The sequence below is a fragment of the Bacillus sp. NPDC094064 genome (assembly GCF_050279585.1).
Lineage (GTDB): Bacteria > Bacillota > Bacilli > Bacillales > Bacillaceae_G > Bacillus_A.
In genome coordinates this window covers 175,900-194,176 of sequence record NZ_JBNNUI010000007.1, presented here as the reverse complement: position 1 = coordinate 194,176, position 18,277 = coordinate 175,900, and the positions used below count along the sequence as shown (strand labels likewise).

At 34.6% G+C, this 18,277-nt stretch carries 14 protein-coding genes and 3 pseudogenes; 4 read left to right on the top strand and 13 right to left on the bottom strand.

The genetic code is table 11. The features are described from left to right. Nucleotides 1–13 precede the first annotated feature (13 nt). Both ACQKNI_RS17495 and dcm read right to left on the bottom strand, forming a co-directional pair. On the bottom strand, nt 14–3,094 hold the full coding sequence (locus ACQKNI_RS17495; protein ID WP_427282538.1) for a UvrD-helicase domain-containing protein: 3,081 nt from the start codon (nt 3,092–3,094) through the stop codon (nt 14–16). 541 nt (nt 3,095–3,635) lie between these two features. Further along, on the bottom strand, nt 3,636–4,919 hold the full coding sequence (gene dcm / locus ACQKNI_RS17490; protein ID WP_174767168.1) for a DNA (cytosine-5-)-methyltransferase: 1,284 nt from the start codon (nt 4,917–4,919) through the stop codon (nt 3,636–3,638). 340 nt (nt 4,920–5,259) lie between these two features. Between dcm and ACQKNI_RS17485 the strand changes: the two genes are divergently transcribed. Continuing rightward, entirely contained in the window at nt 5,260–6,648 is a 1,389-nt protein-coding gene (locus ACQKNI_RS17485; protein WP_427282537.1) for a Sau3AI family type II restriction endonuclease, read from the top strand. A 223-nt stretch (nt 6,649–6,871) separates the two neighbouring features. Here ACQKNI_RS17485 and ACQKNI_RS17480 read toward each other — a convergent pair whose 3' ends face one another. Then, on the bottom strand, nt 6,872–7,882 hold the full coding sequence (locus ACQKNI_RS17480; RefSeq protein WP_427282536.1) for a DUF3427 domain-containing protein: 1,011 nt from the start codon (nt 7,880–7,882) through the stop codon (nt 6,872–6,874). Nucleotides 7,883–8,334: 452 nt separating this feature from the next. Here ACQKNI_RS17480 and ACQKNI_RS17475 point away from each other — a divergent pair, with 452 nt between their 5' ends. Further along, complete coding sequence (locus ACQKNI_RS17475; protein WP_427282535.1) at nt 8,335–9,819, top strand: MutH/Sau3AI family endonuclease; 1,485 nt, start codon at nt 8,335–8,337, stop codon at nt 9,817–9,819. A gap of 326 nt (nt 9,820–10,145) precedes the next feature. On the opposite strand, the gene ACQKNI_RS17470 is transcribed toward ACQKNI_RS17475, so the two are convergent. Genes ACQKNI_RS17470 through ACQKNI_RS17460 form a run of 3 tightly spaced genes read right to left on the bottom strand, consistent with a single transcriptional unit; the run spans nt 10,146 to nt 13,397 of the window. Next, complete coding sequence (locus ACQKNI_RS17470; RefSeq protein ID WP_427282534.1) at nt 10,146–11,114, bottom strand: tripartite tricarboxylate transporter substrate binding protein; 969 nt, start codon at nt 11,112–11,114, stop codon at nt 10,146–10,148. Continuing rightward, nucleotides 11,111–11,788, bottom strand: a complete 678-nt coding sequence (locus ACQKNI_RS17465; protein WP_071710743.1) for a response regulator — start codon at nt 11,786–11,788, stop codon at nt 11,111–11,113. The genes ACQKNI_RS17470 and ACQKNI_RS17465 overlap by 4 nt, the downstream gene beginning before the upstream one ends. A gap of 19 nt (nt 11,789–11,807) precedes the next feature. After that, nucleotides 11,808–13,397, bottom strand: a complete 1,590-nt coding sequence (locus tag ACQKNI_RS17460) for an ATP-binding protein (protein ID WP_427282533.1) — start codon at nt 13,395–13,397, stop codon at nt 11,808–11,810. Nucleotides 13,398–13,622: 225 nt separating this feature from the next. Here ACQKNI_RS17460 and ACQKNI_RS17455 point away from each other — a divergent pair, with 225 nt between their 5' ends. Both ACQKNI_RS17455 and ACQKNI_RS17450 read left to right on the top strand, forming a co-directional pair. Further along, nucleotides 13,623–14,945: an MFS transporter gene (locus tag ACQKNI_RS17455; protein ID WP_427282532.1), complete on the top strand. Its 1,323-nt coding sequence runs from the start codon at nt 13,623–13,625 to the stop codon at nt 14,943–14,945. Nucleotides 14,946–15,029: 84 nt separating this feature from the next. Then, nucleotides 15,030–15,171: pseudogene (locus ACQKNI_RS17450) on the top strand (tyrosine-type recombinase/integrase); the annotation flags it as partial. A gap of 112 nt (nt 15,172–15,283) precedes the next feature. Here the strand turns inward: ACQKNI_RS17450 and ACQKNI_RS17445 are convergent. The 7 genes and pseudogenes from ACQKNI_RS17445 to ACQKNI_RS17415 form a co-directional block, all read right to left on the bottom strand. Then, nucleotides 15,284–15,805, bottom strand: coding sequence for a SecY-interacting protein Syd (locus tag ACQKNI_RS17445; protein ID WP_427282531.1), 522 nt, complete (start codon nt 15,803–15,805; stop codon nt 15,284–15,286). Between the two features lie 73 nt (nt 15,806–15,878). Beyond that, nucleotides 15,879–15,974 (bottom strand): annotated as a pseudogene (locus ACQKNI_RS17440) (hypothetical protein); the annotation flags it as partial. A 104-nt stretch (nt 15,975–16,078) separates the two neighbouring features. Beyond that, complete coding sequence (locus ACQKNI_RS17435) at nt 16,079–16,270, bottom strand: hypothetical protein (RefSeq protein ID WP_427282530.1); 192 nt, start codon at nt 16,268–16,270, stop codon at nt 16,079–16,081. Nucleotides 16,271–16,281: 11 nt separating this feature from the next. Then, a pseudogene (locus ACQKNI_RS17430) lies at nt 16,282–16,365 on the bottom strand (DUF4176 domain-containing protein); the annotation flags it as partial. A gap of 22 nt (nt 16,366–16,387) precedes the next feature. After that, on the bottom strand, nt 16,388–17,056 hold the full coding sequence (locus ACQKNI_RS17425) for a hypothetical protein (protein WP_427282529.1): 669 nt from the start codon (nt 17,054–17,056) through the stop codon (nt 16,388–16,390). A gap of 493 nt (nt 17,057–17,549) precedes the next feature. Then, nucleotides 17,550–17,798 (bottom strand): DUF4176 domain-containing protein, encoded by a 249-nt coding sequence (locus ACQKNI_RS17420; RefSeq protein WP_000771621.1) that lies wholly within the window; start codon nt 17,796–17,798, stop codon nt 17,550–17,552. A 260-nt stretch (nt 17,799–18,058) separates the two neighbouring features. Further along, nucleotides 18,059–18,277 carry a hypothetical protein gene (locus tag ACQKNI_RS17415; protein ID WP_000856866.1) on the bottom strand — a complete coding sequence of 73 codons (219 nt, stop codon included), beginning with the start codon at nt 18,275–18,277 and terminating at the stop codon, nt 18,059–18,061.

Here is an 18,277-nt window from a genome sequence, read left to right as displayed (position 1 = left end):
CTGCACTCTCCTCCTAATTACCCATGTCCAATTGCATAGACCAGGTATCATCCATTCGTTTAATTGGTTGAAAAATAATGAGTCTCTCTCGAGATCTTGTCATCGCAACATACAGCAATCTTGTTTCTTCTTTAACAATTTCCTTTGTTTCTGAATCACTCAAAGCATCATAATAACTGTTTTTAAGTTTCAGTTTCTTTATAAACCAGCCGACATTTTTCTTTTTATTATCAAATAAAATCTCATCCCATTCAAAATGGAAGGGTTGATCTGTGAAAGGCATAATAACAGTATGGTATTCCAAGCCTTTTGATTTGTGAACGGTCACGATTTCAACTACATCCTCTGTATCAACTGCTGCCACTCTTGGTTCATCTTCTTCACGATTGGTTTTGATGTTGATTCCAAGCCACGAGTGAAGGGCATATAGTGTCGCATTCGTACTGTCAAATTGCTGATGAAGTAAGTTCATCAAATGATTTAGATTAGTTTGATATTTGTGAACCTCAAATTTAGCCTTTACTTTTTCCTTATCTGATGGCTCACCATCGATTAAAGTGAGTTTTTTAGAATAGAGGGTTTGAAAAACGTCCTGGGTCATGAACTTCCTAATCACCGCAAATACAGGCTTAATTCTTAATTCCTGCACAGCAATGTCAAAATCTTTATTTAGCCCATGGTTCTGCCGTAAATATGCAAAAATCCGATTATTATCACCCTTGAATTTCACTAAGTTCTCTAACAACACTTCCGTTTTGAAAAATGGAGTCGCCAATGCATTTAGCACGCTTTTCGCATCATTTGAATAGAGCAGGGCTCCTAATAAACGATAAAAATCCTTTACCGCCTCGCTATTATAGAAAGTTCCACCAACATTCATCTCCACAGTAATTCCATGCTCATCGAGCCATTCATAAGCACGCTTCGCTTGATTATTCGTCCGAACAAGCAAGGCAATCTTCTTTTTCTTTGATTCATGCGTCTGGTTTTTTACGAGCTCTTGCGCGTTCTCCACTTCATTTAGTACTTTCCCTTTTAGTTCATCAGTCCATTTATTGTACTTTTTCACTCGGAATTCATTCATCCCAAAAGTCGAACCTTCATTTCCAATCAATCGATCTTGTTGTTCATACGTTAACTCGCCGCGCTTACCCCAAGTCATAAAATAACAATCCAACTTTTCCAACAGTGTCTTGGAAGTACGGTAATTAATTTGAAGCGGTTCTTCAATGAATGCTTCGTCAACGTTTTCCATCAATTGAGTAAAGGACGTATAATCCGCCCCTCTGAAACGGTAGATTGATTGCTTGATGTCACCTACGACAAATAATCTTGCTCGAATCATTTTATTAATTTGGGCGACAAGCTTGATTTGGACATCGTCACTGTCCTGAAATTCATCGACGAACAAGTATGCAAACTGATACGGTAGTTCTTTTAATATTTCGGGTTTTTCCGAACTAATTTCACTAATTTTCCGTACAAGATCTCCTATTGTGATAGCATTCTCCCACCGTTTCACTTGATTAAACTCTTCTTCACATCGCGGGAATACATATGTGAATAGGTCATTTAACTTCTCGAATGCTTCTTCTGAGGAGTAATCTTCTCTCCACTCTAAGTCAGCGATTTGTTTCTTGCTTAACCCTTTACTTTCCATTTCATCCCAGAAAGACTCCACAATCTTTACAAGTTCATAGTGTCGGAACCCATCAAGCCCCAGCTCATTACTAGATCTGCCAGCCACATACTCATTTAAAATCGTACTGATGATTTCTTTACGTTTGACCTTGTACCCTTTAAGCTGTACATTGCGGCCAAAACCAAGGATGAAACCAAGATCCTTAATTAAAGATTTCGCAAAGGAATGTATAGTGCTGATGTTCATTTCCCTAAGTTCCTCTGCATACTTTAAGTACCTTGGCTGTCTCGTTACCTGTTGCCTAAGCACCAATTCCTTCTTCAAACGATGCTTCATCTCTTGAGCTGATTCTCTCGTAAAGGTAATCATCACAATATCCTTTAGAGAAAGCTCTGGAACCATCGCGAGCAAAAACATAATCCGCTGTATCATGACCGTAGTTTTCCCGGTGCCAGCCCCTGCCGTAATCGTCAAGTTTCCTCCTACTGGAGAGTGCTCAACCTTGTACTGACCTTTGTTAAAGCTCGGAAATTTGTCCAGCCAATACTTCTCGAATGTCTTATCCACTCCAGCTCCATCGATAACTGAAATTGGCTCTTCCAATTCATATGGCTGTTTAGAAGAGACATATTGAAACAAATAGGCTTCTTCAAACTTTTGATAAAAATCGATTGGGAACCATCCTGGTTTCTTTTTAAAATGAGAAAGAACGATGACTTTAACTCCTTTTTCCAATAGTGGTTCAAATAATCGCTTATCTTGAAGCAGCTTTGTTTCCGTTGAAGCTATGTAAAGCAGCGAATATTTCGGACCTTCTTCTACTCCAGAGGTCTCAGGTAACCTCCCGCCATGGATTAATTCCGTTAAACTTTCCCACTCATCTTCCTTTAATGGAATATCAATTCTACTTAAGGAGACAGATGTTACGCGTCCAAGAAACGCTTCCTTATTAGAAAGATCCTCCTTGAATAAAATGGGCGGATTACTTGGCAAGCGATCAAATCCGCTCTCTTCCCACTCTGCTTTTGTTATATATGGAAGGGCTACCAAAACTCGTCTTGAAAGCCTATTTGCTAAATCTTCTTTCTCTTTAATCCAATCCATCAAACTATGCATTTGATTCTCAGCCTGTTGATATGGATTTCCTTCTTCCGTATAAAAATTTTGATAAACCCATTTATGTCCTTGTATCGCAACGATTTGGTCAATCGTAATTCCTTTTACTTCAATAATAGTAAGCCCTAATTCTTTATCTAGAAGCAAGATGTCCGGTTCTTTTCTTCCGGAATAATCAGCTGAGAAAATAGGATAGTTCCAATAACCTAAACATTCTCTCTCCTTAAAGTTTTCCTTAATTGACTCCCAAACAATCCCTTCCGCTTTGCTACCTTTCTTTTTTCTTACAAAGGTAGAAATAAATAATCCAGCCAATACTTCACCTACTTTAATCATTTTCCCTATTATTCAACATCTATTATTATATCAAAAAAATGGTAAATTGTAAGCGGATCCAAACTTCCTATAAGCATAGTGGAAGAATATTATTTTTTCTTGTTAAAGTGATAAAAGAAAACCTACTATCAGGTACGTATCCCTCTTGTTATTATATATAAATTTAAGGGTATATTATAAAATACAAATAAAACAATATTTCTACTGTTCTATAATATATTTATTATTACTAATCACCAAAGAGAAGATGGTGCGAACGATAGTAAATAAGCAAAAAATATAGCCTGCATGCACCCAATCCCTTGAGTATCAGCATAACTATCGCATTAAGTAATGTATACTATTATTATACATTACTTAATGCAATACAATTCAACAGACTTTCTTGTACAATTTTAATAAAACTAATCATACTTAATCAACTACTCTATTCTCAATTTCAAAAATCACATACAAAATAACCTGAGTCTATAACTATAGAACCCAGGTTACACCAACACATTTTTATTTTCTCACAAACATGTGCAGTTGAGTTTATTTCCTAAAACAAACTCAACTGTACAATACTATCCATCTTCTCTTCTTCTTCGTTAATCTCTAAAATCCTTTGACCCATTTGCTTAACCAAATCAACCACTAAAGCATTTCCCATACAAAAGTATCTGTTTCTTTGTGGCATTCCTGTATTTGTCCAATCCATCGGGAAACCATTTAATAACTCACATTCAGCTGGTGTTAAATATCTTAGCCTTTTTGTATGAGGATCCTCTATTACATGGGAACTTCTATTACATGTTCCTTCACTTGTTAACATTGTGCGTCCAGGCTTATCTAAATCATCAGGAAAAGCCATTCCTCCCTCAGAGTAGAAATATTTATGACCTGTCGCCTTTGATACTCTTTCTTCTTTTTTAGGACCTTTAAGATACTTAAGTTCCTCAAATTCCGTTCTGCCCTTTTTGTTAACCTTATCCATTTTCAAATAATATGATTCATCTGCAGGACCAAATTTATCATATACTTTTTGAACAACTTCACCTAAAGTCTCTGGATTTTCAGTTACCGGAACTACTTCTTCAGTATAAACTTGTCCATCCATCATCACGCCAGAATTATAGTATTCAGCTTTAAATGTATCAGAAACCTCAATAATATCGACCGGCAACTCAAATTGCCCTCTTTTTTTGTTTTCCTCAGGCGCTTCATGCACTTTAAAAATCGGAGCGAAAAATCCATTTTCACACAATATCTCTAACGGCTTCATTTTACTTTGAACAGATGTGAAATGAGATTCTTTTAAGTACGCAAAAATAAATACTCTTCGTCTTCTTTGTGAATTCCCATAATCCGCAGCGTTAATGACTCTCCATTCCACTACATAACCTGCATCTCTAAAGCTAGCCAGCATAATTGAAAAATCACGACCTCTTTGTTTTGCTGGTGACTTCAATAATCTATCTACATTCTCTAACAAAACAAATCTTGGCTTGCGAGAATTAACTATGTTCATTATCTCCCAAAAAAGAACACCTTTTTTCCCTTGTATTCCTTTTTCATTTGATAAAGTACGTGCTACAGAATAGTCTTGGCAAGGAAAGCCTCCTACTAATAAATCATGCTCAGGTATTTCCGGCCAAGCTTCAGCTATATCTCTATTTACATGTATTCCTTTATTTTCAAAGCGAGTTGCATAACAATTAAATGCATGTTGTGCTTTAGTTGAGGGTTCCCACTGGTTTCCCCAAAGAACTTCAAAGTTTTCGTTTGCTTCTAGTCCTAATCTAAAACCTCCTACTCCCGCGAAAAGTTCTACTACTTTTACCATAAATACACGAACATCCTTTCGGTATTTTATTTATCTATGCTTCATTATAATAAAAAGTGAGGAAAAGATCAACTATAACATTTCAAGAACCGTACTTTTTTGTATTTCCTTGTTTGGCTTGTACCAATTAAGAAAACTGTTCGCACTTTATCAATATTATAAAGGACATAACTCATCTTGAATAAATTCAATATAACTGTTATCTAATAATATAAACTGTCTTTTCCCTCTTATAAATTTTACTTATATAAATTTGAAACAGCTTTTTATTATAGCATAACTTTAATATGTATTGTTTAAAATCATACACCGCAGCACTGGATACAGAAAGGAGATTATTATGGACTACACTACAATAGAAGAACTAATGAAAAAAGCACATGAAGCTGAAGGAAAAACATTTGGTGAAATCGATACAACTGACCGACTCGCAAATGCCAAATCAAAAGGTGGGCTAGGGCAAGTAATTGAGGAAAGCTTCTTTGGATATGAAGTAAATTCAAACGCAGAAGCTGACTTTAAACACCTTGGTATTGAACTCAAAGTAACTGCATTTAAACAAAATAAAAACGGTTCATTATCAGCCAAAGAACGGCTAGTCTTAAATATTATCAACTATATGGAAGAAGTTCATACACACTTTGAGACATCAAGCTTTTGGAAAAAAAACGAAAAGCTACTACTAATGTTCTATGAATGGGTACCTGGCGTAGACCGTAAAGATTTTCATATTACAAAAAGTCTTCTGTTCACCTATCCTGAAGCTGATTTAGAAATAATTAAACAAGACTGGGAAACCATCGTAAATAAAATTCGTGCCGGCAAAGCACATGAATTATCCGAAGGTGATACAAACTATTTAGGAGCTTGTACAAAAGGTTCCAATAAAAATTCACTTCGCTCACAACCGCATTCTGAAATTCCAGCAATGCAAAGAGCTTTTTCGTTAAAGCCTTCTTATATGACAGCACTAGTTCGCAGGTATCACCTAAACGAAGAACTAGTAAGTTTTACAACAACAAATGAACTAAAAGGAAAATCTTTAGAAGAAATCCTTTATTCAAAATTTGAAAATTACATAGGCTTAACTGATCAAGAAATCGCTCAAGAATTATCTATCGAGTACAAACCTACAACCAAGAACTTTGTTCCGTTACTAGTAAGCTCTTTACTTGGTATTAAAGGAACTCGACTCGATAAAATTGAAGAATTTGCAAAAGCCAATATAGAGTTCAAAACAATCCGTTTAGAACCAAACGGAAAGCCAGAACAAAGCATGTCATTTGAAACAATTGATTTTCATCAATGGACAAATGAATCATGGGAAGAAAGCGAAATTCGAGAACGCTTCTATCAAACCAAATTTTTATTCGTAATTTTTGAATTTAATCAAACAAAAAAAGAAAACCCAAAACGTAAACTCTATTTTAAAGGTATTAAACTTTGGAACATACCTGCCCCTACAATAGAAAAAGAAATACGTGAACTATGGGAAGAAGTTAATAAAGTTATAAATGAAGGTATTCAAATTGAATATAAAAAACGTGGTGATAAAGTCGTCGAAGCAAATAATCTACCAAAAATAAATTTTAACGGTGTTGCTCATATTAGACCAAAGGCTCGCAACGGTGCCGATAAAGTAACTTTACCTGATGGCCAGCAAATTACAAAGCAATGTTATTGGTTAAATAATTCGTACATAGCTGATATTATTACTGATAAAAAATAATACGGCGTCAACTTTCTTGTTAAAGGATCCACCATCCATATTAAAAAGGCACATATCACTTTCCCCTAAAGATATCTGCCTTTTATCTATTTGTTACTAATTTATAAATAGTATGTCTAAAGAAGATAGATAATTAAAAACAAGGGGTATAAATCATCTTCTCAATCAAATTCACCATTTGTATATAACACCAAACAATATAAAGTTCAAGATACTGAACCTTTTAAAACCTCGCTGAATACTGTACTGGCTTCAAATTAAGCTTCGTATTTAAATTACCCTCTATTTTATAAAATTTACCGCTGTTAGTTGCACTATTGTATTCATATACCCTAATTAATTGATAAGAATTAGAATGTTCTTCCGAAAAAGCAAGTTCATTTGGAGAAATGAAAAAATCCGAATTGATACCACCCTTTGTAGTTTTAACTTCAAGATAAAGCGGTGACCCATCTTCTTTAAAGGATCGGATATCATACCCTGCACCATCACCTTCTACAACTGATGTATGTATAATCTTTTCTGCTAAATCATGACGTCCAGCATTGATAAATTGTGTATGTATGTAATCGAAAACAAGTAATTCTCCTAGCAAACCAATTTTTTTATTTTTTTTATTACTAACTTCAAAATCATTCTTTTTGGCGCTAAAATTATTTCCCCGTTCTTGGCGCCCCCTTTTTTCCGGTTCACTTGTTTCAAGTAAACTATTTTCTTTTACATCATAAGACGTAGATAATTCTTTTACTAAAGTTAAATCTAATGCAGTGCAATCTTCATTAGTGGCAAATTCAAAGTCTAACAGCTGCCACTTAAAAAAAACTGGATGTTCTTTTTCTAAATCATGAGCTAGATAAGCAAGTCTCCCCATATAAGTAAATGGTTCTGTTTTATTTGTTTTTGGATTGATTTTTCGAGTTCGTAAAAACAAGTAAATATTATGTTTTTGATGATCATGGCTAATAAAATCTAAGATTTGGGGATGTTTTAACCCTTGTTTCTTTTGCGATTGCCATGTAAGGACTCCCTTTTCTGTAATACTTTCTTTGAATTCTTGACCTAATTTATCCTGGCCAAAAGTTACGAAGAAAACATACTCACGTGGACGATCTGGAATTTTTACAATACCATGAATCCCCCATGTACCAGCACCAGGTGTAAATGGTGTAACACCATCAAAAACATTATATATATCTTCACGGGTATACTGATTAAGTAACTCTAATTTTTTCAACCTTCCATCTCCTTTTCCTATAATAACTAGTCTTTACAATATAGAGCTAACTCACTATTAAATTAATAATTCCCCTATGTACTTTTTCCCTAGGGTACACCTTATTCCTCCTATTTTTAGACGTATAAAATTTATTTTCATATTTTATAGCCCACTCAAAACCATATATCGGAATAAAATCATATCAAAATCATTCAATGAAATTCTATCAAATAATATTGAACAGCCAATTTAGTGTCTAATTTTTTATATTAACTTTTTCACAACCATTGTTCTGTATATTATTTCCTCTTTTTCATCTAAATACATAATATCTCTTTTAAAAAGAATAGTAAATAAACTATCCTATTCCTTTAGAAGGAATAAATTTAAAGTTCTTCATAACATCCAATTACCAATAAGATGAAATACTGTATTATATATACATAGAATAAAAAAAGGAGTATTCTCTCATGGCCTTACATAAATTCACACGAAAAGAATTAGATAAAATTTTTCAAAAAGCTATAGGTAATACACTCGGGGACAGTGATGTTAACAATGTCTTTGCAAAGACTATGAATTCACCTAAAATTACCGGCATAGCTGGTGACGTTGTAGAACAATCTATTTTAGGTTATCCACCTGATACAGATAAAAAACCTGATTTAATTGTGGACGGCATTGAAACAGAATTAAAAACAACTGGTATTCGTAGACCTAAGAAGAATAGTAGAACCAAAAAAATGTCTAACACTATTTATGAAGCAAAGGAGCCTATGTCAATTACAGCTGTTTCACCTGAATCAATCACTGATGAAGAATTTGAAACCTCTAGCTTCTGGCATAAATTAGAGCATCTATTATTAGTATATTATCACTACGACTCTCCAGAAACTGTAACAGCTGCTGAATATGCTAAATTTTTCATTGAAGGTTACCATTTCCACACATTTTCAGATGAAGATAAAGAAATTCTAAAAAACGATTGGCTCATTGTGCGTGATTTTATTCAGCATTTAAAAGATACATACGAGGACCCAAAAGCTGAATATCCTCGAATTTCTTCTGAATTACGAAAAAGTTTAATGCTGATAGATACAGCACCTAAGTGGCCTAATCCTCCTCGTTTCCGTCTAAAACGGACTACCGTATCAACTCTAGTACAAAAACATTTTGGAGATAAATTTGAAAAGCTGGATGATACATATTTAAACTTTAAAGAACTTGATAATAAATTACATAATCTTACTCAAAAATATAAAAATAAAACGGTTAGAGAGCTCATGAAACAATTCAACATTCTACCAACTAAAAAAGGCTCCGCACCAAACTCTATCTCTGAACAAATCATTGTAAAAATGTTCGGTGGTACAGCGAAAAAACTAAGTAAAATTGAGTTATTTAATAAGATTGGAATTGTTCCAAAATCCATCGTACAAACTACTAAAGGTTGCCATACAGAAGATGTTAAATTTTGTCAAATAAATTTCGAAGAATGGACTGATCAAAAAATACAATTTGATGAATCCTTTGTCTATAACTACTTTCATGAAACACAATTTTTATTTATTATTTTCGAGGAACCTTCTGCAAAATCTCCATTACTAGATAATAAGTTCCTTGGATTTAAGCGACTTTCTATAGATGATACAATTATTGAAAATGCTCTCAAACCTGTCTGGGAACAAGTTCGTTATTTAATTAATAATGACAAACTAGAAGAAATAATTGATTTAGATAAAAACAATGAACCTATTATCAACAAACGTTCCAATACTGTAAAAACATTGATTAATTTTCCTAAATCAACAGAGAATTCATTTTTCATTCGTGGAACAGGCAGTGACGCATCAAAGAAACCACTTGTCATTAACGGTATCAGCATGTATCAACAACAACTATGGCTTCGTGGAGATGTTATTGTTTCTATGCTTAAAAATATCGATTTTATTTAAGTGATTTTTAAATTTAGTATTTATTTGAACGGCTATAAATCATTTAATAAAGATTTTAATTTCACCATCCTTTTTACATAATGTTATCTAAGGGATTTGCATAAAAAGCTTTAAAATATTATAGATTGATAGAGCTTGGATTATTGCAAGATTTCTTCCATATCTTAGTTATAACATTTTGCCATAAATAGATTGCCAAGTACCATCTTTCATACCTGGCAATCTATTTAAAATATAAACCCTTTTCAGCAATATCCGTTAATATTTTGATGCTCTTCATCACTAAATAACTCATTCTTGTCACCTAGTACTCCATCTTCTTTTAATTAATCACTAAATTTCACCATTCCCCCATACCACCCACTACTCTCCTCCAAAAACCCCCTACTCTCCCCACTATCCTTATAAAAATCCTCCCAACCACTCTCCCTCAAAATCCCCTTCCAACTCTCACTCTCCACCATCTTCTTAATAACACCATCCCAATAAGCAACCTCTTCCTCCGTCATATCTTTTGGGCCCATGATCCCTTTCCAGTGTTGGAATATGACGTCGATGCCTTTTTCTTTCCAAGTTGGGATTTCTGGTAGTCGGTCTAGTCGTTTTGGTGCGGATACGGCTGGTATTTTTATTTTGCCGGCTTTGTATTGTTTTTCGGCTTCTGATAGGGTCATGGTTGCGGCGTCTATTTGTTTGTTCGTTAGGGCGTTTATGATTTTTTCTTTGTTTTCGTAGACGAAGAATTGTAGTTCGGCAGGGTTTATGCCGAATGCTTTGCTTACTTGTACGAAGGATAGGTGATCGTCGTTTCCTAGGCCTGGGGCAACGCCGATTTTGAAGTTTTTCTTGTCTTGTTTTAGTTGTTCCATTAGTTCGTTTGCGTTGTCTATGTTTGAGTCTTTTGATACGACAACGACTTCCCAGTCCGACGCGAGTGTTGCGAGCGGCGTGAAGTCTTTATATGTTAGTTTACTATGGCCTAGTAGGTTGTTCGTTATGAGTAAGCTTGAGTTAATCGCCAGTACGTGACCGCCTTTTTGTTTCGTATATTTCCATCCGACGTCACCGCTGCCACCTACTTTGTTTGTGACTGTGATTGGTTTTGTGAAGATTTTTTCTTCTGTTAGTGTTTTTTGTATTGCCCTTGCTGTTAAGTCCCATCCTGCTCCTGGAACGTTTGGCGCAATGATTTCTACTTTGTCTATGTTTACTGTATTCGTTTGAGGTTTTTCCGAGGAACAACCAGCTATTACTCCTGTCATGATCCATATACATAGTAATAATCGTTTTTTCATAGTCCTCGTCCTATTCGATATTTTCGTTCTGGTCGTCCGATAATGCCGTATGTGTACTCTACTGTGCATTCGTTTGTCGCTACTAAGTATTCTAAGTATCTTCTTGCGGTTGTTCTGGAGGCCCCCATTTGTTCTCCCATTTCTTCTATTGTAATGCCCTCTTCGAATCCTTTTATAATGCCTTTCACTTTTTGCAGTGTTAACGGATCCACACCTGTCGGTAAGTTTTTCATATCTTGTATTTGCGACGTACCGAAGAAGTTATCGATGAGTGTTTGATTTACTTCATTGTTACTATGTAATAATTGCTTCTTTCTTTTATAGTCTTCAATTGTGCGAACAAATTTTTCTAATGTGACCGGTTTTATAAGGTAGTTACTTACGCCGTTTCGAATTGCTTTTTCTAACATATGATTTTCATTCGCCGCAGTAACCATAATGACATCAACGTTTGGAAAGTCAGCATGGATTTTCGGCAATAAGTCTGTACCAATTCCATCTGGTAAATAATTATCTAATAGAAGCAAATCGATTTCTTCCCTTTGTAGTAGTTCCATCGTTTCTTTTGCGTTCAATGCTTTTCCAATCACTTTTACATCTTTTATTTTCGATAAAAACTCCTCTTGAATTTGCGCGACGCGGAAATCATCTTCTGCAATTGCAACCTTCAACATATGCCCATCCCCCTGTTTGTTATGTACTTTCTCTCAATGTTTTCGGAAGGTAAATTGTAAAAATAGCTCCCCCATTTTTCTCGTTTTGAATTTCAATTGTTCCTTTTAGTAGATCTACCATTTCTTTCACGTTTGCTAGTCCGTAACCACGATCATTCCCTTTCGTTGAAAATCCTTTTTGAAAAATGGTCGCGATTTTTTCTGCTGGTATTCCTGCTCCACTATCTATCACTTCAAACACAATATCGTGCCCAATATCCGTAACAAAGAAAGAAACTCTCTTCTCCTCTTGTGTACTCACCGCATCAAACGCATTATCGATTATGTTTCCAAGTATCGTAATAAGATGCGAAACTTTTATATGATCTGGTAACGGATGAAGCGCACTATCTCCTTCAATATGAAAATCAATTTTCTTCTCAGACGCTGTTGCGAGCTTTCCTAATAAAATAGCTTGTACTTTCGCATCATGAATTTGATGGAATAAAATATGGTTTTGGCTTTGATGAATATTAGATTCTTGCTGGATAAATTCAATCGCTTCTTTGTAATGCCCTAACTGCAATAAACCTGATAAAACGAACAGCTTATTTGTAAATTCATGCGTTTGAGCGCGCAAGTCCTCTGAATACTTTCTTACCTCAGATATTGTGTTCACAAGGTTTTGCAGTTCTGTTTTATCTCTAAAACTACATACAACTCCTACCGTACTGTTGTTTTCGAGTATCGGTGTCATGTTTAAAATAAACACTTTATCTTGAAATGCGATTTCTTGATCGTTCTCTAGCACTCTCTCCATATGAAATTCCGGTAAAACTTTTGAAATGTGCTGCTGCATATAATCATTATTTACATGAAGCATTTCTTCTGCTGATGTGTTCATCATCGTAATAAAACCGTTTTGATCAATGGCGATAATCCCTTCTTTTATAGAGAGTAGTATCGCGCTTCGCTCCCGGTATAACGCTGCAATTTCATTCGGTTCTAAACCGAGTGTATCTTTACGAATACTACGCGCTAAAAGAATGCCGCCAACAATTCCGGCTAATAACACCGCTAAGGAAAAGAGGATAATTTCTTTCGTTCTGCTCAGTATGTTAGATTCAATACCTTCTATTAAAAACTCTACCGTCACAACGCCTACAACTTGATCGTATTCTCCGTTCTGAACAATAATCGGTGCTTTCGCCATTAAAGCCGGACCACTTGCACCATTTCCTTCGAGCGTATAATAACCACCAAAAGTGAGTGCTTCATAGTTATATGGATTGTTACTCTTTGTACCAATTAACTCCGAATTAGAATGCGAATACATAACCCCATAGCGATCTTCCACAATTACATAATCCGCACCAGCTTGCTCACGAACTTGTTCCGCAATGGATTGAATGGTACTTTTATGCTCGTTATATTGAAAAGCATCTTTTATAGCCGGCATAAAAGAAAGAGATTTAGCTGTTTGCAGTGCTAGCTGCTCCACTTGACGCTTCGTATCAACGGACTGAATGTAAACAAATATTCCTGCTAATAGGAGAACTACAAATAAAATTAACGTAATAATTAAGCTTACTATTTTCGTTTGCAATGACACTTTGCGTGATTTCTTCATACTTCATATCCTTTGATAAAATATTCAAAACTATCAATCTCCTTTTTTCTATTATTATGACAAAACTGAAAATGAAGCAACTATTAAAAATATCCATGTACATAAAGTACAAAAAGAATAAAATTGTCATAATATTGAGATTTCATTTAAAGAACAGTACAATTCAACTACAATGAACACGCTTTCATATATAACTTTTATTTATAAGCAATAGGAGGAATGATTATGGCTCAAGCAAAATCTAACCGAGTCGCCGGCAATATTTTCAAAGGTTCTGTCGGCAATTTAATTGAATGGTACGACTGGTACGTTTACTCTGCTTTCGCTGTTTATTTTTCAGCAGAGTTCTTTCCTAAAGGAGATCCAACGAGTCAGTTACTGAACACAGCAGCTATTTTCGCAGTTGGGTTTTTAATGCGCCCTATCGGCAGTTTATTAATGGGACGCTATGCGGATCGGCACGGACGCCGGGCAGCATTAACGCTTTCGATTACGGTTATGGCGGGTGGTTCTTTAATTATCGCCTGTACACCTAGTTACGAAAGCATTGGGATTATGGCACCAATTATTTTAGTTCTTGCCCGTTTACTACAAGGATTATCACTCGGCGGAGAGTATGGGACTTCCGCAACGTATTTATCTGAAATGGCTAGTAGTGGACGCCGCGGCTTTTATTCAAGTTTCCAATATGTAACGCTCGTTGCTGGACAAATGGTTGCGTTAGGCGTTCAAATTGTTCTTCAGCAATTACTAAGCGAACCAGATATGAAAGCTTGGGGATGGCGTATTCCGTTCATTATTGGAGCGATGGGTGCAGTAGCTGTATTATGGCTTCGCCGCACGATGGACGAGTCGGAGCAATTCTCAAACATAAAATCACAAAAACGCGAAAGCGCAGGAACCATTAGCGCTCTTATGAAACATCCGAAAGCGGTATTAACAGTAGTCTGCCTAACTTTAGGAGGCACTGTCGCTTTCTATACGTACACAACATATTTACAAAAATTCATGGTAAACACAGTCGGTCTTCCGAAAGAAGTTGTAAGCTGGATTAACTTTGTCGCACTACTTATATTCGTCGTACTTCAACCGATTGCGGGGCTATTATCCGATAAAATTGGACGCCGCCCACTATTAATGGCATTCGGTATTCTCGGAACATTACTAACAGCGCCGATCTTCTTCTTCATGGAAAAAACGACAGCACCAATCGTAGCATTTTTACTCATGATGGTCGGTCTCATTATCGTTACTGGCTACACTTCCATTAACGCAATTGTAAAAGCAGAACTCTTCCCAACTGAAATTCGCGCACTTGGCGTAGGTTTACCATATGCACTAACAGTTGCGATATTCGGCGGAACAGCTGAGTTCATCGCATTATGGCTAAAGAGTATCGGAATGGAATCACTATTCTACTTCTACGTAGCTGGATGTATCGCGATCAGCTTTATTACGTATTGGCGTATGGATGAGTCATCGAAGACTTCGCAGATTGAGGCGGAGCTTGGTGGTGGGGATAGTTTAGTTAATAATAAATCTAGTTAAAATTACGTATTCTATGTTCTTCGTTTATCTGAACTCGATTTACTTTATCTAAGAACGCATAATTCCTTAATATATAATTTAAAAACCTTCGGATATTGGTTCTATAAACAAAGATATGGCGATGTTGCAAGAAATCCTTAATCATCATACACCACACATTACACTTAAATACATTGGTATCAATAAAGAAGAAAAGGATAATACCCTTGATACATTCCTTATCTAATTTTTAAAAATAACTTTATTGAAAAATATAACAGTAAATTCACACTATATATTTAAAAAAGTAAAAGCGGACTCATAAGAGTCAACTTTTACTTTTTATTTTTTAATATATCTTATGAAAGATTTAAAATTAATTCTGCTAAACTATCAAAAATAACTTCGAAGCTTTTGCTTTCATAATCTTCTAATTTCACTTGTCCATTTTCATTATCTACAACTACCAAGAGACCATTAAATTCCATACCAATAGGAATATTATTCAGTTGATTATCATGTGCGCCTTGGTATCCTTGTAAAGATACATAAAAGTCATGCAGTTCAATTCCTGGTATAACAGGATTTAATTCAAAATCATAACCTAAATAATTGCCTCCTAAGTCTAAAAACCAATAAGAGTTATAATATTCTTTAATTGAATTATGTAATTGTATCCCCAAATCTTTTTCTATATCAGAAAAATCATGAATTATATTTTTCTCTAAAGGTTTCCAGAATACGTACCCCTCTGTATCTGGTTCTCCTTCATAGATAAAAGCCTCTGCTTCTTCTATCCATAAAGATTTTGGCAATGAATTATTACAATCTTGCCACTCTCTAATTATTTTATCAAAACAATTTTTCATTTCATTTTTCATTTTTTATTTACCACCTAATGTATGATGTTCAATAAATTCCTGAAGCATTTCTACATATCCTGCATCTTTTCCCCTATGCTCCAATCGCTTTTTCTGCGTTATGAATCCCTCCAAAACCAGGATGTAGTGGCAGCGGAACACCAACAGCTTGACCACCACCAATATGGTGATGGACTAATTTAGTTCCACGTAATCCGGTAAAATCATATTGTAGAAATTCCCCTCTAAATCCTTAATGATTTAGAGGGGAATTTCCTTATCACATAAGTAATATCATTTCTTATTAAATTTACTGTGTATCAGTTCAAAGAATTTATTTGCACCAAGTGAAACTGCGCCAATAATAAGAACACCAATAATAAAATAAATCTTTTTAAATAAGTTGTAAGGAGATAAAATAGCAACTACAAGAAGTATTATAATTGCAACGAATGTGACTAATTTTCCAACTTTAAATGCTTGCATATCAGCTTTCCTCCTTCTGGATAAAAACAGCCAATATAGTCATACATCACAGGTTCTTTAACCATAAGTTTTTGTTTCCTTCCATAAATCACAATACTTAACATTCAATAAACCTCTTTAAAAGGTTTCATGTGTTCTACCCCCATCTTCTATATGCTTCCTTAAATAATAATACCTATGGAGTTCCATAATGAAATGAAACAAAATAAACGAAAGCATGGAGTATACACACATTAATACAATTGCTACCATCTTTTGTGTTGCAAAACCAAGACTGATATTAGCAACGAGTTGACCCAACCCTATAAAAGCCACTACTCCGAAACCAGAGTTTTTTTTCGATGATTTTGATTTTTTGATTGGTTCCTGAAGTTTTTTTATATGATTTTTATAATAATAATTCAAAGCAAAAATATACAAACCAACTGAAAAAACAAAATAGATGGGAGTTTGTAATCCTAACATTCCATATGCAAACTTTTGGGTTATAACTAATAATCCTACTGAACATACGATGCCAAATACCCCACGAAATAGAGTATATTGTAATTGCCGCTTCCTAGGATTTATAACAATCCATATTGCCCATACATTTAAAAAAGCAACTGGTGGAACTATTATGTACATATATATCGGTTGAACAGGATTCGCAAAAGCAGGTAAAAGCACAAATATATCTGCTATCCCAATCACAAGAGTAATTATAGTCGATCTTATATCATTTACAGCATAAAGAGCCATATAATATTCAAAAACTTTTTTATTAAAATCTGTATTTTTTTTCATGTTAATTAAACCACCCCGCTACTGTTGACCAAGCTTTTTTGAACCCATTTTCACCATATCCTTAATATATATCATCTTCTCCATTATCATCTAAATCAACATCCCATTTCACACCTTCTGTAAAATATTATTCCCTTCTCGAAAAGAAGATCAACCCATTAATAAGATCTAGGCTTATCAAAAATTTCAAAAAGCCGGAGATTTTGCCGGTATGTCCAAGTTTAGTAGATTACTTGCAAGAACTTCGCACCAAAACCACCTTAAATCAGTATGCCACAATTATCATAAAACAAGTTAAACACCAACGTAATCAAAAGTTATTCGAAGCATCTAGAGCAGCATATAAAATTGGCAGAAAGGCAGATATTTAGATAGAAAAGAATTTTTTTCATAAAAAAGACATGCTAAATTATAGCATGTCATCTTTTAAAGATTTCTACCAAGACGTTTAAAGTATTCTTACTAAAAGGATATTTATAAACAAAAGCTTTATTTACATTTCTAATAACTTTTCACGTAAAACTAATTCTTCATCTGTCATGTATCCTTTATGCATTTCTTCTGTGATTTTATCGTAGTTAAAACACAACACATTCTCATTACCTATAAATCCAATAGGGTAAAGAACACCTACATAATCAAATTCACGTTTATCTTCTGAAATAGCCATTCTTCCAATAATCATAACGCTTTGTTCCATATCTTCTAGCTTAACTACTGTTCCAATTGGTAATAGTTTCATTGATACTTTTGCCTCCTAAATATTGAATAAATTTCGAGAATTATAAATCTACTATTTTTTCTTATTGTCTATACGTTTATAGATGTACTCTACTGTAAAGTATGCAATAACATTGCAAATTAGCAGCAAACCTATAAGTAAAATTTTATCTTCTAACCGTATAGTAGAAGAAGCCCCAATTAACAACATAAACATAATACATACAGTAAAAGTCAGAATTCTATTTATTGTACGCATATCTTAATTACTCCAGTCTTATATTAATCCCGTTTTTTTGTAAATTTATCATAAAATTTCTCTTGCGCCCACCGTCCAAATTTTAAAAAACATATTAAACCTGCTCCCAAAAGAATGAGAACGATAGTTCCTAACAACTTTTCCCACCAATTGTTGGATGGAGTAATCATTAACCCTATAATAGATACGGATATTACGACATAAACTAAAATATATAATGGTTTATACGATGGTGTTTTCAT